This is a genomic window from Bacillus sp. V33-4 (assembly GCF_002860225.1).
Classification (GTDB): domain Bacteria; phylum Bacillota; class Bacilli; order Bacillales; family Cytobacillaceae; genus Bacillus_BJ; species Bacillus_BJ canaveralius.
In genome coordinates, this window is record NZ_PGVC01000002.1 from 22,259 (window position 1) to 36,344 (window position 14,086).

The following is a 14,086-nucleotide window of genomic DNA, read 5'->3' on the forward strand; positions in this document are numbered from 1 at the left end:
GTTTTTTATCCTTTTACTGCACCGGCAGTCATTCCTTTAATGATGTGCTTTTGGAATATTCCATAGAACACTAACTGTGGAATGATAAATAACAAGCTGGCTGAAACAATGCCGCCGTAATCGATGTTATACCTTCCTTTAAATTCGGATATGGCCAGCGGGATCGTCATGTGTGACGGGTCACTGATTAGCGTTACCGCGAACGGAAATTCATTCCATATGTAAAGAATATTGAAAATGAAGATCGTCATCACCACTGGCTTCACAACCGGAAACACGACTTTTGTACAGAGTGTAAACAGGTTACAGCCATCAATGACCGCAGCCTCTTCAATCTCAGTGGGGAAATCCTTCAGAAATCCTGTAAACAACAGCGTATTAAAAGAAATTGACGTTGCGATATAAGGTAGAATCAGAGATAAATAGGTATTTTCCAGTCCAAGCGAAATCGTAATCCGATAGATTGGAAACAACAAGATAAACGGAGGGATCGCAAGTCCGATAATCAGAAAATAGTAGAGACCATTTCTGAGCTTCCTTCGTTTAAATATCAATCTGCTGATCGCATAAGAACTGGCAAAGGTAATGATCATTTCGATGAATAGCGACACCGCAGCAATGATAAACGTGTTCTTGTACAACAAGGCAAAGTCCAATGTTTCAAAGGCGCGCTTATAGTTATCCAGGTTTATGTTGTCAGGCAATGAAAAGGGATTTGTCAGGATTGTTTGGTTATCTTGAAAAGACAATACGACCATCCACACAAAAGGAATCATGACAATCAGAGTAATAGCATACGTAAGGATATATGTGAGACTGTTCAGTCGTCTGTCTCTTCGGTTCAATGATGCTATAGAAGTATCCTTTGCTTTCATCCACTTTACACCCCTTCCTTGTTGTACAGCCTTCTCCCTAATGAATAGAATCCCAGGAAAGCACCTGAAAATACGATCGTTGCGATCAGCGATGCAACTGCAATGGCCATGCCGTAACCATACTCCCCGGCAATAAAGGTTGTACTGTACATATAAGTGACCAGTACATCAGATAAATGGTTTGGTCCCCCGTTCGTAAGCTGGAGAACGGTTTCAAAAATTTTAAAACAAAGAGTAATCACTAAAATGATGTTTAGCTTGAACGTTTCGTTTAGTAATGGAATCGTGATATTGATCAACTGTTTGAATTTACTCGCGCCGTCCATTTCAGCCGCTTCATAAAGCTCTGACGGTATCAGCGTTAAGCCTGCTAAAAATATCGTCGCGATGTAACCCAGGCTTTGCCAGCTCTGGATAATCGCAACCGAAAAAGGTGTCAATGTATCCCCGCCAATCCATTCAAAAGCGAGCCGGCCGAGACCAATTCTTTCCAATAAAGTATTAATCAGTCCAATTTGGGGATCGAGAATAAATACCCAGATCAAACCCACCATGATTGGCGCAATGATGGAAGGCGAATAGTTGATCGCCCTTAATGAACCAACGCCTTTAATTTTTTTGTTCAATAACAATGACAGTAAAAATGAGCCTGGAATCAGAAGCAATAAAGTGACTAATAAAACAATAAAGGTATTTTTTAATGCGATCATAAAAATCGGATCGTCGAACAGTCTCTGAAAGTTCGCAAGCCCCACGTACTTTGGTTTCCCAATCCCTGAAAAACTGGTAAAGCTGTAATAGGTTGCGATGACGATCGGCATCATAATATAAGTTAAATAGATTAGGAGAGTCGGCAAAAGCAACATTATCTTATTAGTATTACTGCTAAACCATCTCATTTTTCCACCTACCTTTTAGAATTGGCTAATGAGCATATACATTAGCCAGTCTCTAAAAAATTATTTGACAGTCGAAATTTTATCTTCAACAACTTTTACTGCTTGTTCAGGGGTGTAAGTTCCGTTTATGACTCCGTAAATGCTGTCATACATAGCGTTTGCAATTGATTCAGGAACGACAAGGTCCGGCTGGTTTGGCTGGCTCTCCCAGCCTTCAAGCTGCATTTGGTCAACCAGCTTTTTAAAGACTGGATGCTCCGCTTCATTAATTTCAACTGAAGCATTTGTCATTGGCGGCACTTGGTTCTCGACCATGATCTGTGTTCCTTCTTCACCGTAGTAGAATTTAAATAGTTTTAGGATCGCTTCTTTTTTCGCTTTATCTTCACCGGCTTTTTTGCTGGCAAGCAAAGGTGCAGCCGGGACGATTGAGCTTATCTTTTGGTCACCTGTACCATCCGCAAAAGTAGGTCCCCACCAAAATCCAACGTCCTTGCCTATCGCGCTTTGTTCAATTTTTTGGACATCCCACATACCGGAATCGAGCATCGCTGCCTGACCACCCAAGAATTGTTCCACCGCTTGGAAGTAGGTTTGAGTAGTTACGTTTTTAGAAAACGCTCCCAATTTTCTTAATTCATCGATCTTTTGGTAATATTTTATAAAGTCAGCGTTGTTATAGCTTTCATCTCCGGCAAGAATGTCGTCAATTTTATCAAAGTAGCCATATCTGGACAGCATCGTTAAAAATGCCCATACTGAGTATTCATCTTTGGCTCCCTTGGCAATTGTTGTAATGCCATTCTGTTCAAATACTTTTGTTGCCTCGGCAAGATCCTCAAAGGTCTCAGGGATCTTAACCTCATATTGATCAAAAAGTGCTTTGTTATAAAACAAACCTGTAATCAGTGGCTGATAAGGCAAGCCATACTGTTTGCCATCTTTGTTATAGGTATTTAACATGTTATCGTTTAGAGAGTCTTTGATGTCCGGATTGTCGTCAATAAAACCTGATAAATCCATTAGCATATCAGCCTCCTGTAATTCTTTCGCTGAAGCGGGAAGCATCCAGAACACATCCGGAAGTTTATCAGATTGCGACATCATTTTAATACTTTTCACATGCTCCTGTTGTTCTTTTCCAATCAGATTAACTTTGATATCCGGGTTTTCAGCCTGGAATTTTTCAATCACTTTATAAAAGGCAGGCTCTTGATCCTTTGCATTTGCCACATGAATCGCAAAATCAATGGTCGTGGTGCCGTCTGATGATGTGTTAGATTCTTTGCTGTTGCAACCGACTAAAAAGGAACTAATAAGCAATATCAAACTCAAAAGAATACTAAATTTTTTCATGTGAGACCCCTCCGGTTATTTTTTTATTTAAATTTTTAACATGTAACCTTACAAAGAGTTTCTAATAATGATAGATGATTCAATACAAATTTCCGTTGGCTCTTTTGTCCTATCCCTTAACTTTTCCAGCATGAGCCTGGCCGCAGCCTCACCCATCTCAAATGATGGTTGCCTTATAGTCGTAATCGCTGGTTCTGTCAGTTCCATCCAATCGAAATCATCATAAGAAAGGAAGGAGAGATCATCTGGTATTTTGATATTCTGTTCTTTTAAGTATTTGAACACTCCCATGGAAATCGTATTATTCACTACTACAATCCCATCAATTTCATGATTGGATAACAGCTTACTTGCTATTTCATATCCAGATTGAAAGGAAGATTCTACTTCAAAGATAAGCCCTTCATCCAAATCAATCCGATATTTTTTCAAAACATCTTTATAGGCTTCAAAACGTTCAATGGTACTTGACACATCGATCGGACCAGAGATAAATGCAATTTTATTTCTTTGTTTCTTTAACATCAGTTCAATTGCTTCGTAAGTTACAAAATAATTATTAGTGTAGATCGTATCTACGTTATGTAGTGTGTTTGGCTTTCGATCTACATAGACTACTGGATAATCAATATTCCAAGAGTCATTAACTTCACTTCCAATATTTGAAGTTGGCGCAATGATTAATCCATCCACATAATCAATAAACTGTGTCTTAAACATATCAATCTGGTCTAGTTCACTACTTAAATTTTCATGTGAGTTGCCAATTACCAGTCTATAGCCTTCATTGTTTAAAACGCTTTCAACTCCATTTGAAAGAGAGATGAAAAATTGTGCTGACGTGTCTTTATGCTGGATTGGTATGATTAGGCCGATGACCTTCGTATCTTTGCCCTTTAAAGATTTTGCAACTGTGCTGGGCCTGTAATTCAACTCTTCCATTGCCTCAAGAACTTTCTTACGAGTCTCCTCTTTTACAAATCTGGAGGAATTCATGACATTTGACACTGTTGCCGTTGAAACATTGGCCTTTTGCGCCACAAGCTTTATATTTGGTTTTTTTTCCAACAGGCACCCTCCCTTCTACTTTTTCGATACTATCAAAATTAAAGAGGACTAATCATCTTCTCATTAAATCGATTAAATTAAGGACAAATACATCTGAAAGACTTACTTTTAATGTACTATTTAATCGATTAAATCAAACATGAAACTATGAAATTACAACTTGTGAGTAAATCCATTTAATCGATTAAATCAAATGTTAAATAAAAATTCCAGACCTTTTTCTCCATTTAATCGTTTAAATGAGAATTAAAATAAAAAATATAGCCATTCCTTTCCATTTAATCGATTAAATAATAAGGCAGTGCTATATTTTTTTGAAAACGCTTAACTAATTAGTAGTCTAAATTATTTAAAAATTAATGTCAATACTCTTTATATTTATTTTTTTCACAGTCCTTGCAACTGTAATTAGCAGGTATACGCTAAATATTGAACCGGAGAACAGAAAAAATAAACCCGTCACCTTTGCTGTGAGAAAAAGTAGTAATAACAACCCTGTCAGAATATATAAGTTAGTCATAGGATTGTTTAACAAGATATACAGAGATCCTTTGTATATCTCCTTGTTGCCAATGCTATCACTATATACGATAAGGCTATAAAAAAAGAGCATCGTTAATAAAAAGAGAAGTAAATAAAATAAATAGACCACAAAGCTGCTATAAGGAAAATCCATCAACGAGAAGAAACGGATATCCGCAACTATGATAAAACCGCATAGACTAAATGGAAAAAATAAATGGTTACTCTTTTTAAACTGACTCTTGTATAGGCGAACAAATTCTTTTTTAATACTAAACTCGTTTTTTTCCACCAATAATTTTTTTATTATTAAAACCATTGCCGTTGTCGCAGGAAAAAATCCAAGTAGTATGCCGCCGAAAACCGTGAAAACCAGCCAAAGGATATTGATGAACACTAAATTGGAAATCCATACAGATAACCCGTGCAATTTGTTTAATACACTATTATTCATCTATTTTCACCTGCTTTATATTTAGTTACATGGCTTTCGGGGTAATTAGATACAAAGTTTAGCTCAATATTACGATTCACTTTGCACTTTGTAAAGGTTGATATTAAGAACTTATTCATTTTCGCAAGGGTTTTTACGGATATTCCCCGATTTATTTGCTGGTTACGCTGTAGCCGTTGTAAAAATCCTGGTATGGATGTCACCTATCTTTTTTAAAAGCATTGTCACTACATAGTGACCCCATCTTTAAAAATTGCAATCTCTTTAAATCCAAATACTTCATTATTGGTAAGTTTTCTACCAGAAGCTACATCTAGAATATACGAAAAAAACTCATCAGCTAATTTGTCCATAGGCATGTCCTCAATTAGCTTCCCGGCATTAAAGTCAATCCAATTCTTCTTCCGCTCAAATAATGGAGTGTTAGTAGAAATTTTAACAGTAGGAACCGGACCGCCAAACGGAGTTCCTCTTCCAGTTGTAAACAAGACAATTTGACATCCTGAAGCAGCCAGAGCCGTTACCGAGACTAAGTCATTACCCGGTCCCTGAAGTAAATGCAATCCCTTTTCACTAATCCGATCACCGTATTGCAGCACTTCTTCAATTCTTGAGAAGCCTCCTTTTTGGACACAGCCGAGGGATTTTTCTTCAAGAGTTGTGATACCGCCCTTTTTGTTTCCGGGAGAAGGATTTTCGTAGACCGACTGATTATATTTCACAAAGTAGCGTTTGAAGTCATTGACGAGATTGACGATTTCCGTAAACGTTTCTTCGTCCTTTGCTCTTTCCATCAAGATCGATTCTGCGCCAAACATTTCGGGAACTTCTGTTAATACAGTGGCGCCACCGCTTTCCACAATCATATCCGAAAACAAGCCAACTAAAGGGTTTGCCGTTATACCAGACAAGCCATCCGAACCGCCGCATTTCAAGCCAATTCTTAATTCGGAGACGGGTACTTCTTCTCTTTTAAATGCGGAAGCATATTCTGCTAACTCCTCGATTAATTCCAGTCCCAATTCCATCTCATCCTCGACTTGCTGGACATTTAGAAACTTAACGCGCTGCTGATTATAGTCGCCGATTTCCTCTTTGAATAAATCAATGTAATTATTTTCACAGCCGAGTCCAAGCACTAAAATGCCGCCAGCATTTGGGTGATGGATAAGGTCTGATAATATTTTTTGTGTGTATTTCAAATCATCCCCCAACTGGGAGCAGCCATACGGGTGAGCAAAGTGATAGATTCCATCAATATTCCTATGCTTAATTACTTTTTCAGAGACCTTGACTAGATTTTCGGCTACTTTGTTAATGCAGCCTACCGTATTTATAATCCAGATTTCATTCCGGACTCCAACATCGCCATTTTCACGGCGATATCCCAAAAACGTCTGGATGTTTTTGCTTGCAGATTGCTGTTTTATCTTTGGTTTATATGTGTATTCAAGTTCGCCACTAAGATTTGTTTTTACATTATGGGTATGGACAAATTCTCCTGGTTCAATGTCTGTTATCGCATGCCCAATCGGAAATCCATATTTGATGATATACATCCCCGCTGCGATTTTTCTGTTCGATATTTTATGTCCTCTATCTACATCTTCTTTAAGTTCTACGGTAGAGCCGTCTATTTCAAGAAGTGTCCTCTTTTCTAAGTCTTGTAGGCTGATCCAAACATTGTCGGATTCATGTATTTGAATAACGTCTCGTAACATTGCTGATCCCCCTCCATAAAAGAAAGAGGTTAACCTCGTATAGTTAACCTCCATTTTCCCCTTACAATAAACCTGCCTTTTTCAATAGCTGGGCCAACTGCTCTTTTTTCTCAATTGATAATGCTCTAGCTGGTGGCAGCACGTGTGTAGAAATGTTCAGTCCTGTCAATTTCATTGCTTCTTTCACTACATTTACGAAAGGCGAATCCAGCTTGTAGATAAGGGGAAGATGAGCCAATCTTTGATGGAGCTCTAAAGCCTCTTGCATGTTACCTTCCTGGAAAGCGCGATAAATGCCAATCGTAAGCTGCGGTGCAAAGTTTGCACTGGCAGAGATCGCTCCATCCCCGCCAAGTGCCAGTGTATTTAACAAATGGTCATCAAATCCGCAGAACACCTTAAATTGCGAGTGGTTTTCTTTTACCTTTAAAATCATTTCCCTAATATGTCCTGCCTGATCGACTGTTTCTTTAATCCCTACGATATTCTGATTTTTATCTACCAGCTTTAAAACAAATTCAGGGCTTAAATCCTGGCCGGTCAGGTTCGGAAAATTATACAGCAAGATCGGGAGATTGATAGATTGTGCGATTTGGTCATAATGCAGAAACAGATTGTCTTCCGAAAGCGACCAGTAATACGGGTTAATCATTACGACAGCGTCTGCCCCTGCCTTTTCTGCATGTTGACTCAGTTCAATCACTTCGTTCGTGCTGGTACTGCCCGTCCCTATCAAAACGGGTACCCGGCCGTTGACATAGTCAACAGAAAATTCAGCAACCCGTTTGCGTTCTTGAACGGACATTTGCGAAAACTCTCCTCCAGTCCCGAGGAAAAAAAGTCCGTTCACACCCGACTCTATTAAAAAGTCTATTAATTTACCCATCCCTTTTTCATCAAGACTGCCGTTTTCATTGATAATCGTCGATACTGGCGGAATAATGCCTTGAAATGTAACTGCTCTTTGCAAGATCGTCTCCTCCTATTCAGTAAAGAACTCCAATGGCACTGTGACGATACCCGGGAATAACACCAGTAGAAATAGAATCGCCATTTGTACGAGCAAGAACGGGAAAATCCCTTTTGTAATATCTATGATACTTATTTTACTAATTCCGCATCCTACATAAAGGACGGTTCCTACTGGAGGGGTTATTAAGCCAATTGAAAGGTTGATAACCATTAATAATCCAAAGTAAACTGGATCGATTCCAACAGCCTTTACTACTGGCAACAGTACTGGAGTAAAGATCAGAATAGCCGGAGTAAGGTCCATTACACATCCTACAATCAATAAGAAGAGCATGATAATTACCAGCAATAGAGTAGGGTTTGTGGTGATATTGGATAAAAACTCACCTAATTCCCTTGGAACTTGGCCAACCGTAATCGCATACCCTGAAACAATTGCTGTAGCAGCAACGAACATAACAACACCCGTTGTTTTAGCAGTTTCAACAAACACTTTAGGGATTTCAGTCCACTTTAATTCACGATAAATTAAGGAAATAATGAAGGCATAAACTGCCGCAACTACCCCGGCCTCAGTAGGGGTAAAGACGCCGCCACGCAAACCGACAATAATGATAACCGGCAATAGCAATGCCAGGAATGCCCGCTTTAAAGCGACCCACCGCTCTTGTGAAGTTGCTTTCGGAAGAGTATCACTATTGTCACGTTTGGAGACAAAGTACCATACAACCATTAGTCCCACTGCCATTAGAAGACCGGGAACAATACCGGCCATAAACAATTTGGAAATGGATACGCCGCCAACTACCCCAAATAAAATCATTGGAATACTCGGAGGGATTATTGTACCGAGAATACCTGTTGCAGCAGTCAAACCTGTTGCACGATTTTTGTTATAGCCCTTTGCAATCATCATTGGGATCAGGATGGCACCCAGTGCTGCTGTATCGGCAACCGCTGAACCTGACAACCCTGCGAAAATAACACCGGAAATGATGACAACATAGCCAAGTCCGCCGCGGATATGCCCAACAAGTGAACTGGCGAAATCAACGATACGCCTGGATACTCCGCCCGCATTCATGATCTCACCCGTTAAAATGAAGAATGGTATGGCCATTAGCGAGAAGCTGTTAGCCCCTTTAATTAAATATTCGCCAAGTATTCCTGTATCAAATAAACCAAGTGAAACCAGCATAACGACAGCACTTATAAGCATGGAGATTGCGATAGGCACTCCAATCAGCAACAAGGAAAACAGGGATGCAAGAAACAGCCAAATCATTTGTTATTCCTCCCTTCAATTTCAGGCTCTCCTGTTAAAGGAGGTTCCCCATCTTTGGAAAATATGAATTGAATCGTTTGGATGGCCGTAATCGCAATCATTAACACCGCGAATACAACTCCTGCCAGATAAAAGAAGGCTACTGGAATCCCTGTAGCAGGACCCGAAATCATACTATTCAGGTTGATCATTTTAAATAGCCCGTCAATAAACAGGATAAGGACAAAAATAACAAGTGTATTGGCTACCAAAGATAAAACCTTTTGCACTTTGCGGGGAACATTTGCAGTTAAAATGTCTACCCCGAGATGGCTTTTGTCTCTTGCAGCAACAACAGCTCCCAAAAAGACAAGCCAGACGAACAGATAGCGTGATAATTCTTCAGACCAGGTAATCCCTGAATCAAAAGCATAGCGAAGGACTACATTTATAAAAACTAAACCGACCATGCCCACCAGTATAATCACTATTACTGAATTTAAAATACCGTTAAGGACTTTTAACACTTTGCTCATTTTCCCACCTCACCCCAGGTATATAAACCTTATTTTTGTTCGTGAATTTTGTTGATAAACTCCTCTGCCCAATCATATTTTTTATATAGATCCTCATAAACTGGTTCCATTGAGTCTCTCAATTCATTCATGAATTTTTCATCCGGAACTGTAAACTTGATCCCGTGTTCTTCAAGGAACTGCTTTGTTTCACTTTCTGATTCTTGAAGAAGCTCCCATTCATAGTTAGCTGATTCCTTAGCCGCAGCCAAGATGATTTCTCTCGTTTCATCGTCAAGGCCATCAAAAAACTCTTTATTCATCAGATATACATTGGGACTGAACATATGCTTTGTTTCAGTCACATGGCTTTGAACCTCATACAAACCTGATTCCTTCAACGTGGTGATCGGATTTTCCTGGCCGTCAATAACCCCTTGTTCTATTGCCGTAAAAACTTCGGAAAGTGCAAGCGGCTGGACGTTCGCCCCCAAGGCTTTTCCTGTATTAATAAAGATAGGGATATTTGTCATCCGTAACCGGAAACCTTTGAAGTCTTCCATGGAAGCAATTTCACGATTGGCAGAGACCGATCTGAAACCATTGGCTGTCCATGCCAACGGCTCTGCGCCAAGTTCGCGGAAAGCCTCTCCAATTTCATCCCCGACTTCCCCATTTAAGATGCGGTTCGCTTGCTCATAATCATCAAACAAGTATGGCCACTCCACAGCCCCTATCTTTGGATTTGCTGTCTGCAAGCCCATTCCCGTAATCGCCATCTGAATGGAGCCTATCCTTACGCCACTTGTAAATGAATCTTCATCCCCAAGCTCGTTACCCGGATAAATTTCGACTACATATTTTCCGTCTGTTTGTTCTTCAACCATGGGCTTGAATTTTTCTCTTAAAGCAATGTTCTGCGGGTGAGTCTCAGAAAAATAGTTGGCAATTTTAATAGTAGTAACACCGTTTCTCTCTTTGCCAGCCGTTTCAAGCGCATTGCAGCCGGTTAATACGACCAGCATTAATCCTATCATCATAGTTAAAAACGCTTTCATTTTCATACAATAAACCCCCTTGTTTGAACTAAGGTAAGGGACAAAGTGATGTCCCATCCTTTTAAAGTGAAGACCTTGCTTCTTTTACTGCATCCACAAACTGGCGCGCTTTGTTCTCGAGATTAATAAGGAATTCCTCATTTACTTGCTGTTTCATGTTGACCAACGAACTTCCAATCCCTGCAGCCACGGCACCATTTTTAATATAGGCGCCTACATTATCTACATCGAGACCGCCTGTCGGCATAAGCGGAATTTGCGGCATCGGACCATGGATATCCTTAATGTAACTTGGGCCAAAAACATTAGCCGGAAAGACCTTAATAATATCAGCGCCATTTTCGTATGCTGTTAAAATTTCAGTTGGCGTTAAAGCACCTGGTATGCTTACAATTCCATATCTTTTGGCAACTTTAATAGTTTCCTTATTTACAGTAGGAGAAAAGATGAACCTGGCACCGGCCATGATCGCCGCTCTGGCAGTTTCCGGATCTAATACCGTCCCCGCTCCAACAATCACTTCATCGCCCAACTCTTCTGCAACCTGTTCGATCAGGGAAAGAACCTTTGGGGTCTCCACCGTAATCTCAAGTGTTTTCACTCCGCCTTTATGCAAAGACTTTGCGATTGCAACTATATTGTCGGGAGAAGTTCCCCTAATAACTGCAACAACACCATTCTCTTGAATTTGATCTATCAATCTCATTTGTCTTCCATCCTCCTTAACGATTTACATCTTCACCTGACTGACTTGAAAAACGCTCAACCTCTTCTCTTTCAGGAAGACCCTCGACATCACCATTGACCATCGTGACGAATGCCCCTGTAATATTTCCGCGTTCAACCGCTTTAACTGGTTCGAGACCATCCAAGAGACCTGAGATAAAACCTGCGGCAAACCCGTCTCCCGCTCCAACCGGATCAATTACCCGTTCTACGGTAATTCCAGAAACCATTGCTTGTTCATTCTTTGTCATATACATAGCACCTTGTGCGCCCAGTTTTAGTACAACAGTTGAGGGGCCGTGATTAAGAAACAATTCACCCAGTTTACTAGGATCACTTTCCCCAAACAAGAATTGTCCCTCTGAAACTCCTGGAAGCACGATATCTGCTTTTGAGATCAGTTTCAATAATGTGGCTCTTGCCTTGTCTTCACTCCATAATTTCCTTCTAAGATTGGGATCAAAGACAATCTTGACCCCATGTCTTTTGGCGATTTCAACTGCTTCAAAAATGGCTTCTTCACAGCTTTCGCTTAATGCAGGAGTGATTCCCGTTATATGCAGATATGTTGCTTTTGCGATATATTCCTCATCAATATCATGTTTTGATAGAGTACTAGCTGCAGAACCCTTTCGGTAATAATAGACGCGAACATCATTTTCCCTGCGCGGTTCTTTAAAATAGATTCCTGTTGGTGCTGATCCGTCCGTGATCACCTGACTGACATCGACCTTTTCACCGCTGATAAAGGACAGCATGGCACGTCCAAACTCATCATCCCCTACCTTGCTGATCCAGCCGACTTTATGTCCGAGTCTGGAAAGCCCGATTGCGACATTGGACTCTGCACCGCCAAACTTCATCGAAAATTGCTTGGCATATCTCATCAATCCTGTTGTATCAGGAGTAAACAAAACCATTGTTTCACCGATTGTGACGACATCCATTTCCTTCACTTCTTTCCTTATGCCTGTGATAAATAGTTATAAACCGTTTCCGTCACCGGAATCCCGTCACGAAGTCTGGCTTCTTCTTTCAGCTGCTCCGGCTCGCCAGGAACCATTACTTTAGAAAAACCTTCAGCAGGCTGTGTTTCATGAATTTCATTGATCATTTGGTCCATATTCGCCAAAAACTGATTTGGATCTGTGAATACAGCCGGATTTATCGCACAAAGAAAATGTCCAAGCTTCCGTTTTTTACTGTAGTCACCATACATTGTCGCGATATGCGGTCCAAATGCTGCGCCTGCCAATAATCCTGATAATACATCCACGACCATCGCCAGGCCGTATCCTTTCGGGCCAGCAAACGGAAGCAGCGCAGATACTGCATGAGGATCGGTTGTTGGCTTCCCGTTTTCGTCCACTCCCCAATCAGCAGGAACCGCCGCATCAGCCTCTCTTGCGTGCAATACCTTTCCGAAAGCAACATTGCTTGTCGCCATATCCAGTATTACCGGTTTGTTTTCCTTGGCAGGGAAACCAAATGCGATTGGGTTTGTCCCAAAATATGGCTTCGCTCCGCCGAAAGGCACGACCACTTTGTCGGTATGTGTCATCGCCATTCCGACCATATTCTTTTCAGCTGCCTGCTGGACAAAATATGATAGAGCCCCACAATGGCTGCTGTTTGTCACGACAACCATTCCAACACCATTCTTTTCTGCCAGTTTAATAGCATAATCCATGGCTTCTTTCGCAATAACGTGACCCATTCCGTCATCACCGTCAAAAATTGCTGTAGATGGGGCCGTATCTTTTACATTGAATGTTGGATTTGGATTTAACCCGCCTTCTGATAAGCGTTTAACGTAGTGTTCTGTACGCAAAACCCCGTGTGAGCTCACGCCCCGCAAGTCAGCATGGACAAGAACGTCAGCCACCGCTTGTGCATGGTCCTCACGTAAACCCGCTTTTGTTAATTTTGATACAACTAAGCCTGTTAACTCTTCACTCGAAACAATGATATCTGCCATTTATAAACACCCCATTAAGTTAATTTTCAATCTATTCAAGATTTGCATGCCGCTTTCGCATGGCTTCTTTCACTTCTTTGTTCACCTGCAGGCTATGGATAATGATGCCGTCCAGAAGCAGGTGCACACTCTGGTCAAATTGATTCCCTAAAGGCTGAATAGTTTTCGGTTCTTCAGGCCTGCGGTACTTAGTAGCCGCTGGAATTACCAGAACCGCGTCACTTATTCTAGCAATTTTGGAATCCCGGTTTGTAGTAACCAAAAAAACGGTTGCCCCCAATTCCCGGGCCTTTACACAAAATTCATGGATCATTCCAGTTGAGCCGGAACCCGAGATCGCGACAAGCAGGTCTCCTTCGTCAATGCTTGGAGTTGTCGTTTCTCCGACCACAAATACAGAATAGCCTCCATGCATAAGACGCATCGCGAACGCTTTACCCATTAACCCGGAACGGCCCTCTCCATAGACAAAGATGCGCTTTGCTTCCTTTATCTTTTGGGAAAGTGTTAAAGCTTCTTCTTCCGCTACCAATGAGAGAACACTCGTAACTTCTTTTCCTATTGTTTCAATAATGGTTTTCAAATGAGCATCCTCTCCTTTATTTTTTGACGCCGGGTTGAATGTAATCATTGCGTCGCCAATTGTGATGATATCCGCCATGTTGCGGCCCTCCATTC

At 40.9% G+C, this 14,086-nt stretch carries 14 protein-coding genes; all 14 read right to left on the reverse strand.

What is annotated here, in order from left to right:
• Nucleotides 1-5: 5 nt before the first annotated feature.
• Complete coding sequence (locus CVD23_RS00590) at nt 6-875, reverse strand: carbohydrate ABC transporter permease (protein ID WP_101578082.1); 870 nt, start codon at nt 873-875, stop codon at nt 6-8.
• Between the two features lie 5 nt (nt 876-880).
• Entirely contained in the window at nt 881-1,774 is an 894-nt protein-coding gene (locus tag CVD23_RS00595) for a carbohydrate ABC transporter permease (protein ID WP_101578083.1), read from the reverse strand.
• Between the two features lie 60 nt (nt 1,775-1,834).
• Nucleotides 1,835-3,130 carry an ABC transporter substrate-binding protein gene (locus CVD23_RS00600; protein ID WP_101664691.1) on the reverse strand — a complete coding sequence of 432 codons (1,296 nt, stop codon included), beginning with the start codon at nt 3,128-3,130 and terminating at the stop codon, nt 1,835-1,837.
• 48 nt (nt 3,131-3,178) lie between these two features.
• Nucleotides 3,179-4,198, reverse strand: a complete 1,020-nt coding sequence (locus CVD23_RS00605) for a LacI family DNA-binding transcriptional regulator (protein ID WP_101578085.1) — start codon at nt 4,196-4,198, stop codon at nt 3,179-3,181.
• A gap of 349 nt (nt 4,199-4,547) precedes the next feature.
• The gene (locus CVD23_RS00610) at nt 4,548-5,174 is read right to left on the reverse strand and encodes a YesL family protein (RefSeq protein WP_101578086.1); all 627 of its coding nucleotides are present in this window, start codon (nt 5,172-5,174) and stop codon (nt 4,548-4,550) included.
• A gap of 227 nt (nt 5,175-5,401) precedes the next feature.
• A complete protein-coding gene (locus CVD23_RS00615; RefSeq protein WP_101664693.1) occupies nt 5,402-6,895 on the reverse strand; it encodes a UxaA family hydrolase in 1,494 nt (497 codons plus the stop codon).
• Nucleotides 6,896-6,956: 61 nt separating this feature from the next.
• Nucleotides 6,957-7,865 (reverse strand): 4-hydroxy-tetrahydrodipicolinate synthase, encoded by a 909-nt coding sequence (gene dapA, locus CVD23_RS00620; RefSeq protein WP_101578088.1) that lies wholly within the window; start codon nt 7,863-7,865, stop codon nt 6,957-6,959.
• Nucleotides 7,866-7,877: 12 nt separating this feature from the next.
• The gene (locus CVD23_RS00625) at nt 7,878-9,152 is read right to left on the reverse strand and encodes a TRAP transporter large permease (RefSeq protein WP_101578089.1); all 1,275 of its coding nucleotides are present in this window, start codon (nt 9,150-9,152) and stop codon (nt 7,878-7,880) included.
• Nucleotides 9,149-9,667 carry a TRAP transporter small permease gene (locus CVD23_RS00630; RefSeq protein WP_101578090.1) on the reverse strand — a complete coding sequence of 173 codons (519 nt, stop codon included), beginning with the start codon at nt 9,665-9,667 and terminating at the stop codon, nt 9,149-9,151. The genes CVD23_RS00625 and CVD23_RS00630 overlap by 4 nt, the downstream gene beginning before the upstream one ends.
• A 29-nt stretch (nt 9,668-9,696) precedes the next feature.
• Nucleotides 9,697-10,710 carry a TRAP transporter substrate-binding protein gene (locus tag CVD23_RS00635; protein ID WP_245917482.1) on the reverse strand — a complete coding sequence of 338 codons (1,014 nt, stop codon included), beginning with the start codon at nt 10,708-10,710 and terminating at the stop codon, nt 9,697-9,699.
• A gap of 55 nt (nt 10,711-10,765) precedes the next feature.
• Nucleotides 10,766-11,410 (reverse strand): bifunctional 4-hydroxy-2-oxoglutarate aldolase/2-dehydro-3-deoxy-phosphogluconate aldolase, encoded by a 645-nt coding sequence (locus CVD23_RS00640; protein WP_101664695.1) that lies wholly within the window; start codon nt 11,408-11,410, stop codon nt 10,766-10,768.
• A 16-nt stretch (nt 11,411-11,426) separates the two neighbouring features.
• Nucleotides 11,427-12,377 carry a sugar kinase gene (locus CVD23_RS00645; protein ID WP_101664697.1) on the reverse strand — a complete coding sequence of 317 codons (951 nt, stop codon included), beginning with the start codon at nt 12,375-12,377 and terminating at the stop codon, nt 11,427-11,429.
• A 17-nt stretch (nt 12,378-12,394) separates the two neighbouring features.
• The gene (gene allD / locus CVD23_RS00650) at nt 12,395-13,408 is read right to left on the reverse strand and encodes an ureidoglycolate dehydrogenase (RefSeq protein ID WP_101664699.1); all 1,014 of its coding nucleotides are present in this window, start codon (nt 13,406-13,408) and stop codon (nt 12,395-12,397) included.
• Nucleotides 13,409-13,439: 31 nt separating this feature from the next.
• Nucleotides 13,440-14,069 carry a 6-phospho-3-hexuloisomerase gene (gene hxlB, locus CVD23_RS00655; protein ID WP_308314908.1) on the reverse strand — a complete coding sequence of 210 codons (630 nt, stop codon included), beginning with the start codon at nt 14,067-14,069 and terminating at the stop codon, nt 13,440-13,442.
• Nucleotides 14,070-14,086 lie beyond the last annotated feature (17 nt).

Excerpts from the sequence above, each read along its gene's own strand:
- CVD23_RS00640 (WP_101664695.1), bottom strand. The coding sequence starts at position 11,410 with ATGAGATTGATAGATCAAATTCAAGAGAATGGTGTTGTTGCAGTTATT.
- CVD23_RS00615 (WP_101664693.1), bottom strand. The coding sequence starts at position 6,895 with ATGTTACGAGACGTTATTCAAATACATGAATCCGACAATGTTTGGATC.
- CVD23_RS00635 (WP_245917482.1), bottom strand. The coding sequence starts at position 10,710 with ATGAAAATGAAAGCGTTTTTAACTATGATGATAGGATTAATGCTGGTC.
- CVD23_RS00590 (WP_101578082.1), bottom strand. The coding sequence starts at position 875 with ATGAAAGCAAAGGATACTTCTATAGCATCATTGAACCGAAGAGACAGA.
- CVD23_RS00595 (WP_101578083.1), bottom strand. The coding sequence starts at position 1,774 with ATGAGATGGTTTAGCAGTAATACTAATAAGATAATGTTGCTTTTGCCG.
- CVD23_RS00630 (WP_101578090.1), bottom strand. The coding sequence starts at position 9,667 with ATGAGCAAAGTGTTAAAAGTCCTTAACGGTATTTTAAATTCAGTAATA.
- CVD23_RS00645 (WP_101664697.1), bottom strand. The coding sequence starts at position 12,377 with ATGGATGTCGTCACAATCGGTGAAACAATGGTTTTGTTTACTCCTGAT.
- CVD23_RS00625 (WP_101578089.1), bottom strand. The coding sequence starts at position 9,152 with ATGATTTGGCTGTTTCTTGCATCCCTGTTTTCCTTGTTGCTGATTGGA.
- allD (WP_101664699.1), bottom strand. The coding sequence starts at position 13,408 with ATGGCAGATATCATTGTTTCGAGTGAAGAGTTAACAGGCTTAGTTGTA.
- CVD23_RS00610 (WP_101578086.1), bottom strand. The coding sequence starts at position 5,174 with ATGAATAATAGTGTATTAAACAAATTGCACGGGTTATCTGTATGGATT.
- CVD23_RS00600 (WP_101664691.1), bottom strand. The coding sequence starts at position 3,130 with ATGAAAAAATTTAGTATTCTTTTGAGTTTGATATTGCTTATTAGTTCC.
- hxlB (WP_308314908.1), bottom strand. The coding sequence starts at position 14,069 with ATGGCGGATATCATCACAATTGGCGACGCAATGATTACATTCAACCCG.